We start from the raw sequence: 19,489 nt of genomic DNA, 5'->3' as shown, positions 1-19,489 counted from the left end.
ATGGAGCAGATCATCCGTGCCGCGACCGGCACCACCCGCACCGCGTTGGGCTGGCCGCAGGAGGCGGCGATCCGGATGCTGAGCAACAACCTGGACCCGGACGTCGCCGAGCGCCCCCAGGACCTGGTGGTGTACGGCGGCACCGGCAAGGCGGCCCGTGACTGGCCCAGCTTCCACGCGCTGATCCGCACCCTGACCACGCTCAAGGACGACGAGACCATGCTCGTCCAGTCGGGCCGCCCGGTCGGCGTGTTCCGCACCCACGAGTGGGCCCCGCGCGTGCTGCTGGCCAACTCGAACCTGGTCGGCGACTGGGCCACCTGGCCCGAGTTCCGCCGCCTGGAGCAGCTCGGCCTGACCATGTACGGCCAGATGACCGCCGGCTCCTGGATCTACATCGGCACCCAGGGCATCCTGCAGGGCACCTACGAGACGTTCGCGGCCGTGGGCGAGAAGAAGTTCGGCGGGACGCTGGCCGGCACGCTGACGCTGACCGGCGGCTGCGGCGGCATGGGCGGCGCGCAGCCGCTCGCCGTCACCATGAACGGCGGCGCGTGCATCGTCGTCGACGTCGACAAGACCCGCCTCGACCGGCGCGTGCAGACCCGCTACCTCGACGTGGTCGCCGACTCCCTGGACCACGGCATCGAGCTGGCGCTGGCCGCCAGGCGCGAGCGCCGCCCGCTGTCGGTCGGCGTGGTCGGCAACGCCGCGACGATCTTCCCTGAGCTGCTGCGCCGCGGCGTCGAGATCGACATCGTGACCGACCAGACCAGCGCCCACGACCCGCTGTCGTACCTGCCCGAGGGTGTGGCCATGGAGGAATGGCAGACCTTCGCGGCCGACAAGCCGGAGGAGTTCACCGAGCGGGCCCGCGCGAGCATGGCCAAGCACGTCGAAGCCATGGTCGGGTTCATGGACGCCGGGGCCGAGGTCTTCGACTACGGCAACTCGATCCGCGGCGAGGCCCAGCTCGGCGGTTACGACCGGGCGTTCGCGTTCCCGGGCTTCGTGCCCGCGTACATCCGGCCGCTGTTCGAGGAGGGCAAGGGGCCCTTCCGCTGGGCCGCGCTGTCCGGTGACCCGGCCGACATCGCCGCCACCGACAAGGCCGTGCTGGAGCTGTTCCCGCAGAACGAGTCCCTGTCGCGCTGGATCAGGATGGCGCAGGAGAAGGTCGCCTTCCAGGGCCTGCCCGCCCGGATCTGCTGGCTCGGCTACGGCGAGCGGGACAAGGCCGGCGTCCGGTTCAACGAGATGGTCGCCGACGGCACGCTGAAGGCCCCGATCGTCATCGGCCGCGACCACCTCGACTGCGGCAGCGTCGCCTCGCCGTACCGGGAGACCGAGGCGATGCTCGACGGCTCCGACGCGATCGCCGACTGGCCGCTGCTCAACGCCCTGGTCAACACCGCCTCCGGCGCGTCGTGGGTGTCCATCCACCACGGCGGCGGCGTCGGCATCGGCCGCTCCATCCACGCCGGCCAGGTGACCGTCGCCGACGGCACGGCGCTGGCCGCCCAGAAGATCGAGCGCGTCCTCACCAACGACCCCGGCATGGGCGTCATCCGCCACGTCGACGCCGGCTACGACCTCGCCGCCACCGTCGCCACCGACCGCGGCGTCCGCGTCCCCATGCGCGAGTCATGAGCGCGCGCATGCTCTGCGGTTTCGGGGAAACCGCACGAAAGCCGAGCCTGATTGCTGCAGTTTCCCCGAAACCGCGGGCGCGCGCCGCGGTGGTGGCGCACGCGACCGGGCTGCCGGGGCGCGGCGGCGCGGAGGTGTCGGGGTGAGCGCGTTCACGGAGCTTTGGGCGCAGCTTGCGCCGGTGGGGCGCGACCCCGAGACCGGCGGGTACCTGCGCTACGCGTTCGGGGCGGCGGAGATGACGCTGCGGGGGTGGTTCCTCGATCAGGCCAGGGCGCGTGACCTGGTGGTCGAGGAGGACGGGAACGGCAACATCTTCGCGTGGTGGGGTGATCCCGCCGCGGGGGGCGCCGTGCTGACCGGCTCGCATCTGGACTCGGTGCCGCACGGCGGGGCGTACGACGGCCCGCTCGGTGTGGTCAGTGCCCTGCTCGCGGTCGACGAGCTGCGGGCCCGGGGCGTCACCCCGGCCCGCCCGATCGGCATCGCGGTGTTCGCCGAGGAGGAGGGTTCCCGGTTCGGGCTGGCCTGCCTCGGCTCGCGCCTGCTCGCCGGGCTCGTCGACCCGGCCGCCGCGGCCGCGCTGACCGACCGCGACGGCGTCACCCTGGACACGGCCATGCGCGCGGCGCTCGGCACGGGTCCGGCCGGAGCCCGCCCGGACCTGCTGGGCCGCATCGGCTGCTACGTCGAACTGCACGTCGAGCAGGGCCGCGCCCTGGTCGACCTGAACCGGCCGGTCGCCGTGGCCAGCGCGATCTGGCCGCACGGCCGCTGGCGGCTGGACTTCCACGGCGAGGCCAACCACGCCGGGACCACGCTGATGGCCGACCGCCGCGACCCGATGCTGACCTTCGCGGCAACGGTGCTGGCCGCCAACGACGAGGCCCGGCGGCTCGGCGCGCACGCCACCATCGGCCGGGTCCAGGTCTACCCGAACGCCACCAACGCCGTCCCCGGCAAGGTCAGCGCCTGGCTCGACGCCCGCGCCTACTCCCCCGAGACGATGGAGCAGGTCGTTGCCGGAGTCCACCTGCACGCCCAGCACCGGGCCATGACGGACGGCACCAAGGTCACGCTGACCGCGGAGTCGGTCTCCCCGGAGACGGAGTTCCACAGCGGCCTGCGCGACCGCCTGGCGAAACTCCTCGACGACGCCCCCGTCCTGCCCACCGGAGCAGGCCACGACGCAGGCGTCCTGAGCGCCTTCGTCCCCACCGCCATGCTCTTCGTCCGCAACCCCACCGGCATCTCCCACTCCCCCGCCGAACACGCTCCCGACCCCGACTGCGAGGCCGGCATCCAGTCCCTCGCCGACGTCCTGGCAGACCTCGCATGCTGATCCACTGCCAGTACGCCTGGCTCCCCGACGGCGTCTCCCCCGACGTCCTCCTGGAAATCCACGAAAACCGCCTGACCCGCGTCACCCGCCTCCAAGATCACGACGATCTTGCGCGAACTGTTAGGGATATGCCCGATTCAGGCGTGTCGTCCCCACAGTCCACGCAAGATCGTCGCGGCGAGGTGGGGGTGGGGGGCGGGGCGGTTTATCGGGCCGGGCTGACCATGGCGGGGTTTGCCAATGCGCATTCGCATGCGTTTCACCGGGCGTTGCGGGGCAGGACGCACGGGGACCGGGGGTCGTTCTGGACCTGGCGGGAGCAGATGTACCGGGTGGCCGGGGCGCTGGACCCGGATTCGTACTACCGGCTCGCGCGGGGCGTTTACGGCGAGATGGCGCTCGCGGGGATCACGTCCGTGGGTGAGTTCCACTATCTGCATCACGGGCCGGGTGGGACGGCGTACGCGGATCCGAACGCGATGAGCCATGCGCTCGTCGCGGCGGCGCAGGACGCGGGGGTGCGGATCACGTTGCTGGACACGCTCTACCTGACCGCCTCGGTGGACGGCAAGCCGCTGGAAGGGCCGCAACTGCGGTTCGGAGATGGGGACGCGTTGCGTTGGGCAGACCGGGTCGACGCGCTGCCCGAGGCTCCGCACCTGGTCGTCGGGGCGGCGATCCACTCCGTGCGGGCGGTGCCGTTGCCGCAGATGGCGACCGTGGCCGCGTGGGCCGCGGGGCGTCCGCTGCACGCCCACGTGTCCGAGCAGCGGGCCGAGAACGAGGCCTGCCTGGCCGAGCACGGCCGTACGCCGACCGAGGTCCTCGCGGACTTCGGGGCGGTGCACGAGACGTTCACGGCGGTGCACGCCACGCACCTGACGCACCGGGACATGGCGCTGCTGTCGGACTCGTACGCCTGCTTCTGCCCGACGACCGAGCGCGACCTGGGTGACGGCATCGGCCCGGCGCGTCTGCTGGCCGATGCGGGCACCCGGCTGACCTTGGGCAGCGACAGCCACGCGGTCATAGACTTCTTCGAAGAGTCACGGGCCCTGGAGCTGGACGAACGCCTCGCCACCGAGCAGCGCGGCCACTTCACCGCGGCGGAACTGCGCAACGCGGCGACGGTGGCCGGGCACACCAGCCTGGGCTGGCCCGATGCCGGGCGCATCGAGGTCGGGGCGCGTGCCGACCTGGTGACCGTGGCGCTGGACAGCCCGCGCACCGCGGGGATCAACCCCGAGGGCGTGCTGTTCGCAGCGGGCGCCGCCGACGTCACCCACGTGCTGGCCGACGGCCGGGAGATCGTCCACGACCGGCGGCACGTCTCCGTGGACGTGGCCCGCGAACTGCAGGAGGCGATCACGTGTCTCTACTGATCACGAACATCGGCGAGCTGACCACGAACGACCCGGAGCTGGGCATCCTGCGCGACGCGGCGATGGTCGTCGGCGAGCGCGTCGAGTGGGTGGGCCCGGCCGCCGCAGCCCCCGCCGCCGACGAGCGCCTCGACGTACGCGGGGCGGCGGTGCTGCCCGGTTTCGTGGACAGCCACAGCCATCTGGTGTTCGCCGGGGACCGCGCGCCGGAGTTCGCGGCGCGCATGGCCGGGCAGCCCTACACCGGCGGCGGCATCCGCACCACCGTCGCCGCGACCCGCGAGGCCACCGACGACCAGCTGCGCGCCAACGTGGCCCGCCTGGTCGGCGAGGCGCTGCGGCAGGGCACCACCACCATCGAGATCAAGAGTGGGTACGGCCTCAGCACCCTCGACGAGGCCCGCTCGGTCCGGATCGCGGCCGAGTTCACCGACGAGGTCACCTTCCTCGGCGCGCACGTGAAACCCGCGGACTCCCCCGACGGCTACGTCGACCTGGTCACCGGCCCGATGCTGGACGCCTGCGCGAAGTACGCGGGCTGGGTCGACGTGTTCTGCGAGCGCGGCGCGTTCGACGTCGCGGAGTCACGCCGGGTGCTCAAGGCCGGCATCGCAGCCGGGCTGAAACCGCGTATCCACGCCAACCAGCTCACCATGGGCGGCGGTGTGCAGCTCGCGGTCGAACTCGACTGCGCCAGCGCCGACCACTGCACCCACCTGTCCGACGCCGACGTCGACGCCCTGGCGCACTCGAACACGATCGCGACCCTGCTGCCGGGTGCCGAGTTCTCCACCCACGCGCCCTACCCGGACGCGCGCCGCCTGCTCGCCGCCGGGGTCACCGTCGCGCTGGCGTCGGACTGCAACCCCGGTTCCTCGTACACCTCGTCCATGCCCTTCTGCATCGCCCTCGCGGTGCGGGACATGGGCATGACCCCCACCGAGGCGGTCTGGGCCGCGACGGCAGGCGGGGCCCGCGCCCTGCGCCGCCCCGACCTCGGCCACCTCGGCATCGGCGCGTCCGCGGACCTGATCGTCCTCGACGCCCCCTCTCACCTCCACCTGGCCTACCGCCCCGGCGTCCCGCTGACCAGCTCGGTGGTAAGGAAGGGCACCCTCCAATCGCTATGCGTAGAGGAAGGGCACCTTCTTAACCCGCGGGCATCGCACCAATCGGAATCTCCGCACAAGGGAGTGCTCTCATGACCGTCATCGTCGAACCCACCGGCATCGCCCCGGACGCCGTCGCCGCGGTGGCCCGCGCCGACGCGCAGGTCGCCATCAGCGCGGCCGCCGTCGCCGCGATGCAGGCCAGCCGCGCCATCGTCGATGACATCGAACGCGCCGGCCGCCCCGTCTACGGCGTCTCCACCGGCTTCGGGGCGCTGGCGAACACCTTCATCGCCCCCGAGCGCCGCTCCGAACTGCAGCACGCGCTGATCCGCTCGCACGCCGCCGGCATCGGCGCGCCCATGCCGCGCGAGGTGGTCCGGGCCATGATGCTGCTGCGGGTCCGCTCGCTCGCGCTGGGCCACTCCGGCGTACGCCCACTCGTCGCCCAGGCGCTCGTCGACCTGCTCAACCACGACATCACCCCGTGGGTACCCGAGCACGGCTCGCTCGGCGCGTCCGGCGACCTGGCCCCACTGGCCCACTGCGCGCTGGTCCTCATGGGCGAGGGCTGGGTGCTCGGCAAGGACGGCGCACGCGTGGCCGCCGAGGACGCCCTGCACGCCGCCGGGCTCAGCGGCATCTCGCTCAGCTCCAAGGAGGGCCTGGCGCTGATCAACGGCACCGACGGCATGCTCGCCATGCTGCTGCTGGCCTGCGACGACCTGGGTCACCTGTGCACCATGGCCGACGTGACCGCGGCGTTGTCGATCGAGGCCATGCTCGGCACCGACCGGCCGTTCCACCCGTCGATCCACGAGATCCGCCCGCACCCGGGCCAGGGCGCCAGCGCAGCCAACATGTACAAGCTGCTCCAGCAGTCCTCGATCATGGACAGCCACCGCGACGACCACGAGCATGCCGTCCAGGACGCGTACTCCATGCGCTGCGCCCCGCAGGTCGCCGGCGCGGCCCGCGACACCCTGGAGTTCGCCCGCACCGTCGCCGCCCGGGAGCTGATCAGCCTCGCCGACAACCCGGTGGTGCTGCCCGACGGCCGGGTCGAGTCGACCGGCAACTTCCACGGTGCGCCGCTCGGCTTCGCCGCCGACTTCCTCGCCATCGCCGCCGCCGAGATCGGCTCGATCAGCGAGCGCCGCGTCGACCGGCTGCTCGACATGACCCGCTCCCGCGACCTGCCGCCGTTCCTGAGCCCCGACGCGGGCGTCAACTCCGGCCTGATGATCGCCCAGTACACCGCTGCGGGCATCGTCGCCGAGAACCGCCGGCTGGCCTCGCCCGCCAGCGTCGACACCATCCCGACCTCGGGCATGCAGGAGGACCACGTCAGCATGGGCTGGGCCGCGGCGAAGAAGCTGCGCACCGTCCTGGACAACCTGACCAGCCTGCTCGCGGTGGAACTGCTGGCAGCGGTACGCGGCCTCCAGTTGCGCGCTCCGCTGACCCCGTCTCCCGCGGGCCGGATAGCCATCGAGCAGCTCACCCCGGTCATCGGTACACCCGGCCCCGACGTCTTCATGGCCCCGATCCTGGAACAGGTCCGCGCCGTCGTCTCCGGCCCACACCTCCTCAACACCATCGAATCCGAAGTCGGCCCCCTCGCCTGACCCCGCCTCCCACGCCGCCCCCACCCTGCGCCCACGCCGCCCCGCGCGGCGCGGCCCGGCGCGGCGCGGCGCGGCGCGGCGCGGCGACGATCTTGCACGGACCGTGGGTACGACACGCCCAAAACGGACGAACTGCCCACCGTTCGCGCAAGATCCCCGCGGCCAACGGCGGGAGGGCGTGATGATCGCTGTCTCGTGTCAGAAAGTGCGGTCAGACCACAGGTTCTGGCACGAAACAGCGATCATCACGCCATCGTCGCGCCTGCCGGAGGGCGCGCCACCCGTCGCGCCTGACGGAGCGCGCCGCCCGCCGCGGCTAACGTTGCGACCGGCGGTGTGTCAGGCGACGTGTTCGGGGCGGACGCCGCGGCCGACGAGGCGGGCCGGGACGGCCTGCAGGGCGGGGAAGCGCTGGAAGAGTTTCAGCACGCCGGGGGCCTTGATCGGGGATTCGGCGCGGAGCACCGCGCCGACCAGGCGGCTCTGGGCGACGCGCTGGGCGCGCTGGGTCACCCGGGTCGGGAACATGCGGCGCTTGCGGACCAGGTCGAGGTCCTCGGTGCGCAACCGGCCCGCCCGGAGCTTCGGGCCGAGTAGCCGGGCCGTGGCGACCGCGTCCTGCACCGCGAGGTTGATCCCGACGCCGCCCACCGGGCTCATCGCGTGCGCGGCGTCGCCGATGCACAGCGCACCGGGCACGTGCCACTTCTCCAGCCGGTTGACCTGCACCGTCAGCAGATGCAACTGGTCCCACGAGGTGATCTCACCGACCCGGCCCGACGCCGTCGGTGGCGCGAGCCCCGCGACCCGTCGCCGGAACCCGTCCAGCCCTTCGGACTGCACCCGGGCGTAGCCGCCTTTCGGAATGACGTACCCGCACTGGTAGTAGTCGTGCCGATCGATCATGACCAGCATCGCGCCCGCCCCGACCCGGCCGAGCAGCCCTTCCGGGTCGCCGGGCTCCCGTGAGATCCGGAACCAGAGCACGTCCATCGGCGCACCGAAGTCCACCGGCACCAGCCCGAGCCTGTCCCGGATCACCGAGGACCGCCCGTCACAGGCCACTGTCAGCTCCGCGTACACCCGCACCGCGGCCCCGTCGGGGCCGATCGCCGCGACCCCGGTGACCCGCCCGGTCTCGTCCCGAAGCACGTCGACCGCCTCGGTCGAGCGCAGCAGCGTGAACCCCGGCAGCTTGGCGGCCTCGGCCGCGATCAGGTCCAGGAAGTCCCACTGGGGCAGGATCAGCAGGTAGTTGTGCGGCTTGCGCAGCCGGGTGAAGTCGCCGACCTGGTAGTTCCCGTCGTCGAACGAGACCGTCACCCCGGGCTCACGCCGCCCCGGTAGCTTGGCGATCTCCTCGCCGAGCCCCAGCTCGTCCAGCACGTCCAGGGTGGACGGATGGATCGTGTCCCCTCGGAAGTCCCGGAAGAAGTCGGCGTGCTTCTCCAGCAGCACGACCTCGGTCCCTAACCGCGCCAGCAGAAACGCCAGCATCAACCCCGCCGGCCCACTCCCCACCACGCAGACCTGCGCCCGCGACTCCCGCTCCGCCACGCCCCGCTCCTCATGATCGCGACGATCTTGCACGAACTGTTAGGGATATGCCCGGTTCGAGTGTGTCGTACCCACGACCCACGCAAGATCGCCGCCCCGGGGGGAGGGAGGCAGGGGTCGGTGGGTCAGGAGAGGTTTTTGGCGACGACGGCGGCGAGGGCGCGGAAGGCTTTTCCGCGGTGGCTGATGGCGTCTTTTTCGGCGGGTTCGAGTTCGGCGTTGGTGCGGGTGTTGCCCTCGGCCACGAAGATGGGGTCGTAGCCGAAGCCGTTCTCGCCGCGGGGGGCGCGCAGCAGCCGGCCCGCCATCTTGCCGCTGACCAGGTGTTCGCGGCCGTTCGGCGAGGAACCGCCGCCGGGCAGCACCAGGGCCGCCGCGCAGACGAACGCCGCGCCGCGGTGCTCGTCGGGCACGTCGCCGATCTGCGCCAGCACCAGGTCCAGATTGGCGCGGTCGTCGCCGTGCTTGCCGGACCAGCGGGCGCTGAGCACGCCGGGCATGCCGTTGAGCGCGTCCACGGCCAGCCCGGAGTCGTCGGCGACCGTGGGCAGGCCGGTGTGCTTGGCACCCTCACGCGCCTTGAGCAGCGCGTTCTCCGCGAAGGTCAGGCCGGTCTCGGGGACCTCGACGTACGGCGGGACGTCGTCGAGGCCGACCAGCTCGACCTGGAGCAGCTCCGGCGAGGCGGCCAGGATGCGGCGCAGCTCGTCGAGCTTCTTGACGTTGCGCGTGGCGAGCAGGAGCTTCACTTGCGGAACACCTCCAGCAGCCCGGCCGCGTCGAGTGTGGGCAGTCCCAGCGTCTGGCGCTGGAGCGTGGTCAGCGTCTCGCAGCCCGCAACGGCCAGGTCGAGCAGGGCGTTGAGCTGCTTGCGGTCGAAGACGCCGTCCTCACCGGTGCCCTGGACCTCGACGAAGTCCCCGGTGCCGGTGCAGACTACGTTCATGTCGACCGCGGCCGTCACGTCCTCTTCGTAGCAGAGGTCGAGGCGCGGCTCGCCGCTGACGATGCCGACGCTCACCGCGGCGATCGAGCGGTGCAGCGTGGTCTCCACGGTCTGCTTGCGGGTCAGCATGTTCTTGGCGGCCAGCCAGCTCACCGCGTCGTGCAGGGCCACGTACGAGCCGGTGATCGCGGCGGTGCGGGTGCCGCCGTCGGCCTGCAGCACGTCGCAGTCGATGACGATCGAGTTCTCGCCCAGCGCCTTGAGGTTCACGCAGGCCCGCAGCGCGCGGCCGATCAGGCGGGAGATCTCCTGGGTACGCCCGCCGACCTTGCCCTTGACGCTCTCCCGGTCGGACCGGGTCGTCGTGGCCCGCGGCAGCATCGCGTACTCGGCGGTGACCCAGCCCTGGCCGGTGCCCTTGCGCCAGCGCGGCACGCCCTCGGTGACGCTCGCGGTGCACAGCACCCGGGTGTTGCCGAACTCCACCAGCACGGAGCCCTCGGGATGCATGCTCCAGCTCCGCGTCAGCGTGACCGGGCGGAGCTGGTCGGCCGCACGGCCATCAGGTCTGGTCATGCGACCCACCCTATGGGGTCAAACTTCGTACCGGGCACCGGGGCGGACGATCTCGACGGGTCCGGCGAACGTGGCGGCGGCGTTGTTCAGCGTCTCCGCCTCCGAGCCCCACGCGGTGACCAGATGCGTCAGCAGCAGCCGGCGTACCCCCGCCTTGGTCGCGATCTCGCCCGCCTCGCCGCCGGTCAGGTGCAGGTCCGGCGGATTGTCCACGCCGTCGAGATAGCTCGCCTCGCACAGGAACAGGTCCGCCCCCTGGGCCAGCCGCAGCAGCGCGTCGCAGACCGCGGTGTCACCCGAGTACGCCAGCACCCGCCCCTCGTGCTCCAGGCGCACGCCGTACGTCTCCACCGGATGGTTGACCCGGTCCACGCTGACCTGGAACGGCCCGATCGGGAAGCTGCCCGGCTGGAGCGCATAGAACGTGTAGACGTCGTCCAGCGGACCCTCGTCCAAGCTGTACGCGGTGGCGATGCGCTCCGGCGCGCCCGCGGGCGCGTAGACCGGGATCGGCGGGTACGGCCCGTCCGGTGCGTACCGGCGCACCACCACGTACGAGCAGGCGTCCAGCATGTGGTCGCAGTGCAGGTGGCTGAGCAGGATCGCGTCGACCGACTTCAGGCTCGCGTAGCGCTGCAGCGCCGACAGCGAGCCGGTGCCGAAGTCCAGCAGGAGCCGGAACCCGTCCGCCTCCACCAGATACGCCGAGCAGGCCGACTCCGGCCCGGGGAAGCTGCCCGCGCAGCCGAGGACAGTCAATCTCATGCCGATTCTCCGCTCCGCGGAGAATCGGCATAAGGCACGAGGCCCATGTTTCGCTCGCTTCGCTCGCTCATGCCCGCGCTCCCGCAGGGTCCAGCGCGGATCCGAGGAACCGCTTCGCCAGCCGGTCGAAGATCTCCTGGTCTCCGGTGCACAGCAGCTCGTGCGCGGGAGTCGGGGCGTCGTCCGGGCGCAGCAGGTCGCGCTCCACGAGGACGCGGTAGACGTCGCGTGCGGTCTCGTCCGCGCTCGACACCAGGGTCACCTGATCCCCCATCACGAGGCTGATCACACCGGTGAGCAGCGGATAGTGCGTGCAACCCAGCACCAGCGTGTCCACCTGGGCCCGCTGTAGCGGCTCCAGGTAGGCGCTGGCCAGGCCGAGCAGCGCCCGGCCGGACGTCACTCCCCGCTCCACCAGCCCGACGAACTGCGGGCAGGCCGCCGCGGTCACCGACAGGTGCGGCGCGGCGGCGAACGAGTCCTGGTACGCCCCTGAGTTGATCGTAGCCGTGGTGCCGATGACACCGACCCTGCCGTTGCGCGTGGCGGCCACGGCACGTCGCACGGCCGGGCGGATCACCTCGACGACGGGCACGGCGTAACGCTCGCGCGCGTCGTGCAGGCAGGCGGCGGAGGCGGTGTTGCAGGCGATGACCAGCATCTTCGCGCCGCGCTCGACGAGGGCGTCCAAGCAGTCGAGGGCGTAGGCGCGCACGTCGGCCAGTGGCTTGGGCCCGTACGGCACGTGTGCCGTGTCGGCCATGTAGACGACGCGTTCATGAGGCAACTGGTCGAGAATGGCGCGGGCCACCGTCAGCCCACCGACCCCCGAGTCGAAGATGCCGATCGGCGCGTCCGTCACGCTGCGCAGCCTACTTGGCCAACCCCCCTTCAGGGGAACGGTCCGTTCCGAGATGTCGCGAACGTGACACGGTAATCAGCCTGCCGTTACGGACCGTCGCCGAAGACCGTTGCACTCAGTGCACGGCCCGATCAACGGGCAGGTCAGGCAGAGGATTGGCGAGCACAGTGCGTACTGAGTCGAACTCCGAGCGCGACGCCGACGGCGTCCTCGCCACGGCGGCGCCGGCCGGCACCGCCGGCAACCCGCCGGGCACTGCCAGTGACGAGCCTGCCGCCATGCCGTCGGCGCGCACCGCACCCGACGACCAGGACGGCGCGGGCACCGGGCTGCGCACCGCCGTGACGTCGCGGTTCCGGCTGCCCGGCGAGGACGACCCGTCCCCGCGTACCGGTCGGCTGCTGGGCCTGTGCGCCTGGGCCGCCGCGCTGGGCTTCCTCGGCCTGATCCCCGGCGGCCGCCTGGCCGTCGCGCTGGCCACGAACCTCGACGTGCCCACCTGGTACGCGCCCACCGCCCTGACCATCGGAGTGCTCGGCATCGTCGCGATCGCCGCCGGTTTCGCCGCGATCCACCGCTTCCGCCTCCCCCTCATCCTCTTCACCATCTCCACCTTCCTCCTCCTGACGAACATCACCCTCGCCTACACCACCCTCTGAATCCCTGGCACTCACGAACACGAAAGAGCCCGACCGGTCAACCCGGTCGGGCTCTTTTTCGATCACGGCGCCAGGTGGCGACACGCCGTCGAACACGTCCACAAGTTCATGATGAACGCGGTCGGCGGCGGCGCGGCGGTCAGGCCCAGAGCTGGCCTTCGAGGGCGGTTTCGGCGTCGTTGAGGGTGCCGGTGTAGGCGCCGGTGGACAGGTATTTCCAGCCGGCGTCGGCGACGAGGAAGGCTACGTCGGCGGCGCGGCCGTTCTTGGCGGCCTCGTGGGCCACCGCGAGGGCGGCGTGCGCGACGGCGCCGGTGGAGAAGCCGACGAACAGGCCCTCGACGTCGACGAGCTGCCGGGTGCGCAGCACCGCGTCGCGGGTGCCGACGGAGAACCGCCGGGTCAGCACGGACGCGTCGTACAGCTCGGGCACGTAGCCCTCGTCGATGTTGCGCAGGCCGTACACCACCTCGCCGTAGCGGGGCTCCGCCGCGATGATCTGGATGTCGGGGTTCTTCTCCCGCAGGTAGCGGCCGGTGCCCATGAGCGTGCCCGTGGTGCCCAGGCCGGCCACGAAGTGGGTCAGCGTGGGCAGGTCGCGCAGCAGCTCGGGCCCGGTGGTCTCGTAGTGGGCGCGGGCGTTGGCCTCGTTCCCGTACTGGTACAGCATGATCCAGTCGGGGTGCTCGGCCGCGATCTGCTTCGCCGTGGCCACGGCCTGGTTCGAGCCGCCCGCCGCCGGCGAGAAGATGATCTCCGCGCCGTACATGCGCAGCAGCTGGACGCGCTCGGTGGAGACGTTCTCCGGCATCACGCAGACCAGCCGGTAACCCCGCAGCTTGGCCACCATGGCCAGCGCGATGCCGGTGTTGCCGCTGGTCGGCTCCAGGATCGTGGCCCCGGGGCGCAGCCGCCCGTCGGCCTCGGCCGCGCGCACCATGTACATGGCGGCCCGGTCCTTGACGCTGCCGGTCGGGTTGCGGTCCTCCAGCTTGGCCCACAGGCGCACCGGCGGCGCGCCCTGCGGCACGGCCGGGCTGAGCCGGGGCAGCCCGATCAGCGGCGTGTCCCCGCAGACGTCGAGCAGTGAATCAAAACGCGCCATGATCAGCTCCGTTCGCGCAGGTCGCCTGCGACGATCGCACACGAGCCGCCGACGGGTGCCCGGAACGGGCCACGCCGGCGGGTCGTCCCGCCGGCCCGCCTGAGCGGACCGGCGAGAACGCCCCACCGGCGCGTTCACCCACGGTTGCGCGCGAGATCGTCGCGGCGGGGAAAGGTCAGCGGCCGAGGACGGCGGCCGCGGCGGCGAGGCCGAAGGCGCCACCGGCGACGGCCGGCAGGATGGTGACGGTGTCACCGTCGCTGATCTTGGCGTCGAGCGAGCCGAGGAAGCGCACGTCCTCGTCGTTGACGTAGATGTTCACGAAGCGGTGCAGGCCGCCCTCGGGCGTGATCAGCCGGCCGCGCAGGCCCGGGTACGTGCCGTCGAGGTTGGCGAGCAGCTCGGAGAGGTTGTCACCGGCACCGGTGACGGCCTTCGCGCCACCCGTGTAGGAGCGCAGGATGGTGGGGATGCGAACGTCGATGGCCATGGCAGAGAACTCCTGAAAGAAGAAAAGTCGAACGGACGGTAGTCGGGACCAAGCGCGAGATCAGCTCAGCGCTGACACTCGTAGTCCACCGCCGCCGGGCTCTGCCCGAACATGAACGACTGCACGGCGTGCGGGTCGCCGTTCTCCTCGTAGCTCCGCATGGCGTCCATACTCTCACCAACGAGCTGGACCGGCTCTTCGGACACCTGCCCGTCCAGAATGCGGAACGAGCGGATCTCCGCGGTCTGCGGGTCGCGGGTCGAGACGAGAAGGTAGTGGGCGTTCGGTTCGCCCGCGTAGGAGATGTCGGTGCGCGAGGGGTACGGCTCCGTCGCCGTGTGCGAGTGGTAGATCACCACCGGCTCCTCGTCGAGGTCGTCCATCTCCCGCCACACGCGCAGCTGCTCCGTCGAGTCGAAGCGGTAGAACGTGGTGGAACGCTCGGCGTTCTCCATCGGGATGTGCCGCGCCGGCGCGTCCGAGCCCACGGGACCGGCGACGACACCGCAGGCCTCGTCCGGGTGGTCCCGGCGGGCGTGGGCGACGATCGCCTCGATGATCTCCCTGTGGATGGTCAGCACGGCGACCAGCCTACCGATCCGCACCCGTCCGCGAACAGCCCTGTGACCCGCGCCATGCAGCGCGTCAGCGCCGGAAGTCGGCGCCGATGACGGCCTCCAGCAGGGACTCCTGGAGGTAGCCGAGGTACGAGTAGACGCTGAGCTGGAACACCCGCGCCGAGCCGGCGTCCTGCTCCAGCGCCTCCTCCAGCTCGTACTCCACCACCGTGTCGTCGGTCAGCTCCAGCCGGATGCCGAGCGCGAGCCGGGCGTCGTTGATGGCCCGCAGCCACGCCTCGGCGGACTCGGTGTCGAGGCGCACCTCGCCCTTGCCGGCCTCGGGCAGCCCGGCCAGCACCGCGCCGGCCTGGTCGATCTTCGCGGTCTTCAGGTCGCCCTCGGTGAAGCGCCGGAACTCGGCGGAGTTCTTGACGTCCTCGGGGTACACGTCGGGGAACAGTCTCCCGACGACGGGGTCCTCGCGGTCGAAGCCGTCGGTCAGCAGACCGACGACCTCTTCGGCGACCTTGCGCAGCACCCGTACCTCGTCCTCGCGAAAGTCCGCCACGCACTCCGCGCCGACTCTGCGGAAGATCGTCATGCGCGCTCGCTCACTGTCGGTCGACCGTGGCCCACAGGCCGTACGTATGCAGCCTGCTGGCGTCGTGCTCCATGCGCTCGCGGGCCCCCGCCGAGACGACGGCACGGCCCTTCTGGTGCACGTCGAGCATCAGCAGTTCGGCCTTGTCCCTGCTGTAACCGAAGAGCTGCTGGAAAACCCAGGTCACGTAGCTCATCAGGTTCACCGGATCGTTGTGCACGATGGTGACCCAGGGTCGGGCGAATTCCGACGCTTCGTCTATGTCCGGTTTATCAACCGGAACTGTCTGTGGGGCGGCGGTCACGTCCCCCATCCTACGAGTTGATTCGGGCAACACACAGGCACGAGGAAGTGCCGTCCTGACGAGCTTCAAACGATCTTGTGGGGATCGGCCGCGGCCAGGCCACGACCACGGCGCACGGGGGACACCGCACAAGATCGGGCTAGGCCATAGGGTGTGGGGATGCATGCTGGGGCGCCGAGTCTGCTGACAGACCACTACGAGCTGACCATGATCAGCGCAGCGCTGCGCGACGGCACTGCCCACCGCCGCAGCGTCTTCGAAGTCTTCGCGCGGCGGCTGCCGCAGGGCCGCCGCTACGGCGTGGTCGCCGGGACCGGCCGCCTGCTGGAGCAGCTCGCCGAGTTCAGATTTCACCCGGACGAGGTCGACTTCCTGCGTGACAAGGGCGTCGTCGACGAGCAGACGGCGGCCTGGCTGACCGACTACCGCTTCCGCGGCGACCTCGACGGGTACGCCGAGGGCGAGCTCTTCTTCCCCGGCTCCCCCATCGTCACGGTGACCGGCACGTTCGCCGAGTGTGTGGTGCTGGAGACGCTGATCCTGTCGATCCTCAACCACGACTGCGCGATCGCCGCCGCCGCGGCCCGCATGGTCACCGCGGCCCGGGGCCGCCCGCTGATCGAGATGGGCTCGCGCCGCGCGCACGAGGAGGCCGCGGTGGCCTCCGCCCGCGCCGCCTACCTGGCCGGCTTCGCCTCGACCTCGAACCTGGCCGCGGGACTTCGCTACGGCATCCCGACCGCGGGCACCGCAGCCCACGCCTTCACCCTGCTGCACGACGACGAGAAGGCCGCGTTCGCCTCGCAGGTCGCGGCGCTGGGCGAGCAGACCACGCTGCTGGTCGACACGTACGACATCAGCCAGGGCATCCGCAACGCGATCGCGGTCGCCGGGCCCGGCCTGCGCGCGGTGCGCATCGACTCGGGCGACCTGTCGGTGCTGGCGGCCCAGTCGCGCACGCTGCTCGACGAGCTGGGCGCGCCGGACGTGAAGATCGTCGTCAGCGGCGACCTCGACGAGTACGCCATCGCCGCCCTGGCCGCCGAGCCGGTCGACGTGTACGGAGCGGGCACCGCGGTGGTGACCGGCTCGGGCGCGCCGACCGCGGGCCTGGTCTACAAGCTGGTCGAAGTGGACGGCCGCCCGGTGGTGAAGCGCTCCGAGAACAAGGCCACCGTCGGCGGGCGCAAGACGGCGTACCGCCGGCACAAGCCGACCGGCACCGCGGTCGAGGAGATCGTGCTCGCGCAGCTGGCGACTCCCCCGGCACAGCCCGGCGACCGGTTGCTGCAGCGCCCGTTCGTGCGCGGCGGCGAGTTCGCCGCGGACCTGCCTACCCTGGCCGACAGCCGGGCCCACCTGCGCGACTGTCTGATCACGATCCCGTGGGAGGGCCTGAAGCTGTCCGCCGGGGACCCGGCTGTGCCGGTGACGGTGACCACCGCCACGTGATCGTTGCGGGACGGCCGTGACCGGAGCAGCATGATGGGCGGTGGAAGGCACCACCGTTGTCTGTCCGGGGAGGCGGCTATGGCCCGCGCACTGATCATCGTCGACGTGCAGAACGACTTCTGCGAGGGCGGCTCGCTGCCGGTGGCGGGCGGGGCGGCGGTGGCGGCCGGAGTCTCGGCGCACCTGGCCGCGGACGAGGGCGCTTCGCCGCGCCGCTGGGACCACATCGTCGCGACCAAGGACCACCACCAGGACCCGGGTGGCCACTTCGGCAATCCGCCGGACTTCTCCAGCAGCTGGCCGGTGCACTGCGTGGCGGACACCTTCGGCGAGCAGTTCCACCCCGCGCTGGACACCGACCGGATCGAGGCGATCTTCCTCAAGGGTGAGTACGCCGCGGCGTACTCCGGGTTCGAGGGGCAGAGCAGCGGCATCGGGCTGGCGGCCTGGCTGCGCATGCGCGACGTGACCGAGGTGGACGTGGTGGGCATCGCCACCGACCACTGTGTACGCGCGACCGCGCTCGACGCGGCCCGGGAGGGCTTCGCGACCACGGTGCTGCTCGACCTGACCGCCGGCGTCGCCCCGGAATCGACGGAGCTCGCGCTGACCGCGCTCCGCGAGTCCGGAGTGGAGATCACCAACGCGGCCTGAAACCGCTGCTCAGAGCACCTTAAAGGACCTTTTAGGTAAACGCTCTTCCATTTTAAGGAAAGTTAACTTAATGTTTGGCCGCATCGGGGGGATAGGTGTCAATCATTAAGGGAGAGCCATGCTCAGAACACGGGCCCGCCTGATAGCCGCCACTGCAGCCATGGTCGTCGCCGGTTCCATCGGCGCCGTCACCATGGCGAACGCGGCCGGCACCGTCACCGCCTCCTACACCCAGACCTCCAACTGGGGAAGTGGCGCCGAGGGCAAGTACACGATCACCAACGGCACCAGCGCGGCGGCCACGTGGACGCTCGTGTTCACGCTGCCCGCGGGCACCACCGTCAGCTCGTTCTGGGACGCCAACCTGACCGGCTCGGGCCAGACCCGCACCGCCACTGGCACCTGGAACGCCTCCATCCCGGCCGGCGGCAGCGCCTCGTTCGGGTTCGTGACGGCGGGCTCCGGCCAGCCGACCGCCTGTACCGTCAACGGCGCGAACTGCGCCACCGGCGCCAGCCCGTCGGTCGTGCCGACCACGCCCGGCACCAGCCCGAGCGCCTCGCCGTCGCCCCGGCCCAGCACCTCGCCGAGCGCGTCGCCGAGCACCCCGCCGAGCCCGTCGAGCAGCCCGACCAACCCGACCCCGGGCAAGAAGGTCATCGGCTACTTCACCAACTGGGCGCAGTACCAGCGTGCCTACCACGTGAAGAACATCGTGAGCAGCGGCTCGGCCGCGAAGCTGACGCACATCAACTACGCGTTCGGCAACGTGACCAACGGCCAGTGCGTGATCGGTGACTCGTACACCGACTACGACCGGGCCTACTCCGCGGCGGAGAGCGTCGACGGCGTCGCCGACACCTGGGACGCGGGCGCGCTGCGCGGCAACTTCAACCAGCTGCGCAAGCTGAAGAAGCAGTTCCCGAACATCAAGATCGTGTGGTCGTTCGGCGGCTGGACCTGGTCCGGCGGCTTCACCCAGGCCGCGGCGAACCCGACCGCGTTCGCGAACAGCTGCTACAACCTGGTCGAGGACCCGCGCTGGGCCGACGTGTTCGACGGCATCGACATCGACTGGGAGTACCCGAACGCCTGCGGTCTGTCCTGCGACAGCAGCGGCCCGCTGGCCTTCCGCAACGTGGTGCAGGCCCTGCGCAGCCGCTTCGGCGCGGGCAACCTGGTCACCGCCGCGATCACCGCGGACGGCAGCAACGGCGGCAAGCTCGACGCCACCGACTACGGCGCCGCAGCCCAGTACGTCGACTGGTACATGCCGATGACGTACGACTTCTTCGGCGCCTTCGCGGCGCAGGGCCCGACCGCCCCGCACTCGCCGCTGAACTGCTACGCGGGCATCCCGCAGGCGGGCTTCTGCACCGAGGCGGCCATCGCCAAGCTGAAGAGCAAGGGCGTTCCGTCCAGCAAGCTGCTCATCGGCATCGGCTTCTACGGCCGCGGCTGGACCGGCGTCACCCAGGCCGCCCCCGGCGGCTCGGCCACCGGCGCGGCCCCGGGCACCTACGAGGCCGGCAACGAGGACTACCACGTGCTCAAGACCTCGTGCCCGGCCAACGGGACCGTCGGCGGCACCGCCTACTGCTTCAAGAACGGGCAGTGGTGGGGCTACGACACCCCGGCGACCATCCAGGGCAAGATGACCTGGGCCAAGAACCAGAGCCTGGCCGGCGCGTTCTTCTGGGAGCTGTTCGGCGACACGTCCAACGGTGAGCTCATCACCGCGATCAAGAACGGCCTTGCCTGATCCAGCAGGGCTGGGCGGCCCCCCGGGACCCCGGGGGTGCGGCGGGGCCCCCGCGGTTTGGCCACGACGCCCCACCCCCCAGCTC

At 71.3% G+C, this 19,489-nt stretch carries 19 protein-coding genes; 9 read left to right on the top strand and 10 right to left on the bottom strand.

Annotation, left to right across the window (positions count from 1 at the left end):
- The 5 genes from hutU to hutH all read left to right on the top strand — a co-directional run bounded on the left by hutU (position 1) and on the right by hutH (position 7,111).
- Entirely contained in the window at positions 1-1,650 is a 1,650-nt protein-coding gene (gene hutU, locus F6W97_RS08835) for a urocanate hydratase (protein ID WP_155369723.1), read from the top strand.
- Positions 1,651-1,792: 142 nt separating this feature from the next.
- Positions 1,793-2,992, top strand: coding sequence for an allantoate amidohydrolase (locus F6W97_RS08830; protein ID WP_155369722.1), 1,200 nt, complete (start codon positions 1,793-1,795; stop codon positions 2,990-2,992).
- Positions 2,986-4,374, top strand: a complete 1,389-nt coding sequence (locus F6W97_RS08825) for a formimidoylglutamate deiminase (protein WP_155369721.1) — start codon at positions 2,986-2,988, stop codon at positions 4,372-4,374. Before F6W97_RS08830 ends, F6W97_RS08825 begins: the two co-directional genes overlap by 7 nt.
- On the top strand, positions 4,362-5,579 hold the full coding sequence (gene hutI / locus F6W97_RS08820; RefSeq protein WP_155369720.1) for an imidazolonepropionase: 1,218 nt from the start codon (positions 4,362-4,364) through the stop codon (positions 5,577-5,579). Before F6W97_RS08825 ends, hutI begins: the two co-directional genes overlap by 13 nt.
- Positions 5,576-7,111, top strand: a complete 1,536-nt coding sequence (hutH, locus tag F6W97_RS08815; RefSeq protein WP_155369719.1) for a histidine ammonia-lyase — start codon at positions 5,576-5,578, stop codon at positions 7,109-7,111. Before hutI ends, hutH begins: the two co-directional genes overlap by 4 nt.
- A gap of 339 nt (positions 7,112-7,450) precedes the next feature.
- Here hutH and F6W97_RS08810 read toward each other — a convergent pair whose 3' ends face one another.
- The 5 genes from F6W97_RS08810 to murI all read right to left on the bottom strand — a co-directional run bounded on the left by F6W97_RS08810 (position 7,451) and on the right by murI (position 11,817).
- On the bottom strand, positions 7,451-8,668 hold the full coding sequence (locus F6W97_RS08810; protein ID WP_155369718.1) for an FAD-dependent oxidoreductase: 1,218 nt from the start codon (positions 8,666-8,668) through the stop codon (positions 7,451-7,453).
- Between the two features lie 125 nt (positions 8,669-8,793).
- Complete coding sequence (rdgB, locus tag F6W97_RS08805) at positions 8,794-9,417, bottom strand: RdgB/HAM1 family non-canonical purine NTP pyrophosphatase (protein WP_155369717.1); 624 nt, start codon at positions 9,415-9,417, stop codon at positions 8,794-8,796.
- Entirely contained in the window at positions 9,414-10,190 is a 777-nt protein-coding gene (gene rph, locus F6W97_RS08800) for a ribonuclease PH (protein ID WP_155369716.1), read from the bottom strand. The genes rdgB and rph overlap by 4 nt, the downstream gene beginning before the upstream one ends.
- 18 nt (positions 10,191-10,208) lie before the next feature.
- The gene (locus F6W97_RS08795) at positions 10,209-10,955 is read right to left on the bottom strand and encodes an MBL fold metallo-hydrolase (protein ID WP_155369715.1); all 747 of its coding nucleotides are present in this window, start codon (positions 10,953-10,955) and stop codon (positions 10,209-10,211) included.
- A gap of 67 nt (positions 10,956-11,022) precedes the next feature.
- Complete coding sequence (gene murI / locus F6W97_RS08790) at positions 11,023-11,817, bottom strand: glutamate racemase (RefSeq protein ID WP_155369714.1); 795 nt, start codon at positions 11,815-11,817, stop codon at positions 11,023-11,025.
- Positions 11,818-11,984: 167 nt separating this feature from the next.
- Here murI and F6W97_RS08785 point away from each other — a divergent pair, with 167 nt between their 5' ends.
- Positions 11,985-12,476: a hypothetical protein gene (locus tag F6W97_RS08785; RefSeq protein WP_155369713.1), complete on the top strand. Its 492-nt coding sequence runs from the start codon at positions 11,985-11,987 to the stop codon at positions 12,474-12,476.
- A 139-nt stretch (positions 12,477-12,615) separates the two neighbouring features.
- On the opposite strand, the gene F6W97_RS08780 is transcribed toward F6W97_RS08785, so the two are convergent.
- The 5 genes from F6W97_RS08780 to clpS form a co-directional block, all read right to left on the bottom strand.
- Entirely contained in the window at positions 12,616-13,581 is a 966-nt protein-coding gene (locus F6W97_RS08780; protein WP_155369712.1) for a PLP-dependent cysteine synthase family protein, read from the bottom strand.
- 175 nt (positions 13,582-13,756) lie between these two features.
- On the bottom strand, positions 13,757-14,071 hold the full coding sequence (locus F6W97_RS08775; RefSeq protein WP_155369711.1) for a MoaD/ThiS family protein: 315 nt from the start codon (positions 14,069-14,071) through the stop codon (positions 13,757-13,759).
- A 65-nt stretch (positions 14,072-14,136) separates the two neighbouring features.
- On the bottom strand, positions 14,137-14,652 hold the full coding sequence (locus F6W97_RS08770; protein WP_155369710.1) for a M67 family metallopeptidase: 516 nt from the start codon (positions 14,650-14,652) through the stop codon (positions 14,137-14,139).
- Between the two features lie 64 nt (positions 14,653-14,716).
- On the bottom strand, positions 14,717-15,232 hold the full coding sequence (locus F6W97_RS08765; protein ID WP_155369709.1) for a DUF2017 domain-containing protein: 516 nt from the start codon (positions 15,230-15,232) through the stop codon (positions 14,717-14,719).
- Between the two features lie 10 nt (positions 15,233-15,242).
- Entirely contained in the window at positions 15,243-15,545 is a 303-nt protein-coding gene (gene clpS, locus F6W97_RS08760; RefSeq protein WP_120316753.1) for an ATP-dependent Clp protease adapter ClpS, read from the bottom strand.
- A gap of 150 nt (positions 15,546-15,695) precedes the next feature.
- On the opposite strand from clpS, the gene F6W97_RS08755 reads away from it, so the two are divergent.
- The 3 genes from F6W97_RS08755 (at position 15,696) to F6W97_RS08745 (ending at position 19,404) form a co-directional block, all read left to right on the top strand.
- Positions 15,696-16,988, top strand: a complete 1,293-nt coding sequence (locus F6W97_RS08755; protein ID WP_155369708.1) for a nicotinate phosphoribosyltransferase — start codon at positions 15,696-15,698, stop codon at positions 16,986-16,988.
- 78 nt (positions 16,989-17,066) lie between these two features.
- On the top strand, positions 17,067-17,642 hold the full coding sequence (locus F6W97_RS08750) for an isochorismatase family protein (protein WP_155369707.1): 576 nt from the start codon (positions 17,067-17,069) through the stop codon (positions 17,640-17,642).
- A 118-nt stretch (positions 17,643-17,760) separates the two neighbouring features.
- Entirely contained in the window at positions 17,761-19,404 is a 1,644-nt protein-coding gene (locus F6W97_RS08745; protein ID WP_155369706.1) for a glycosyl hydrolase family 18 protein, read from the top strand.
- Positions 19,405-19,489 lie beyond the last annotated feature (85 nt).

This window comes from Catellatospora vulcania (assembly GCF_009720385.1).
Classification (GTDB): domain Bacteria; phylum Actinomycetota; class Actinomycetes; order Mycobacteriales; family Micromonosporaceae; genus Catellatospora; species Catellatospora vulcania.
This window is presented reverse-complemented; position numbering and strand designations above follow the sequence as displayed.

Coding starts and splice junctions, on each gene's coding strand:
- F6W97_RS08825 (WP_155369721.1), top strand. CDS start 2,986: ATGCTGATCCACTGCCAGTACGCCTGGCTCCCCGACGGCGTCTCCCCC.
- hutH (WP_155369719.1), top strand. CDS start 5,576: ATGACCGTCATCGTCGAACCCACCGGCATCGCCCCGGACGCCGTCGCC.
- rph (WP_155369716.1), bottom strand. CDS start 10,190: ATGACCAGACCTGATGGCCGTGCGGCCGACCAGCTCCGCCCGGTCACG.
- F6W97_RS08755 (WP_155369708.1), top strand. CDS start 15,696: ATGCATGCTGGGGCGCCGAGTCTGCTGACAGACCACTACGAGCTGACC.
- F6W97_RS08775 (WP_155369711.1), bottom strand. CDS start 14,071: ATGGCCATCGACGTTCGCATCCCCACCATCCTGCGCTCCTACACGGGT.
- F6W97_RS08750 (WP_155369707.1), top strand. CDS start 17,067: ATGGCCCGCGCACTGATCATCGTCGACGTGCAGAACGACTTCTGCGAG.
- F6W97_RS08745 (WP_155369706.1), top strand. CDS start 17,761: ATGCTCAGAACACGGGCCCGCCTGATAGCCGCCACTGCAGCCATGGTC.
- F6W97_RS08795 (WP_155369715.1), bottom strand. CDS start 10,955: ATGAGATTGACTGTCCTCGGCTGCGCGGGCAGCTTCCCCGGGCCGGAG.
- F6W97_RS08765 (WP_155369709.1), bottom strand. CDS start 15,232: ATGACGATCTTCCGCAGAGTCGGCGCGGAGTGCGTGGCGGACTTTCGC.
- hutU (WP_155369723.1), top strand. CDS start 1: ATGGAGCAGATCATCCGTGCCGCGACCGGCACCACCCGCACCGCGTTG.
- F6W97_RS08780 (WP_155369712.1), bottom strand. CDS start 13,581: ATGGCGCGTTTTGATTCACTGCTCGACGTCTGCGGGGACACGCCGCTG.
- clpS (WP_120316753.1), bottom strand. CDS start 15,545: ATGGGGGACGTGACCGCCGCCCCACAGACAGTTCCGGTTGATAAACCG.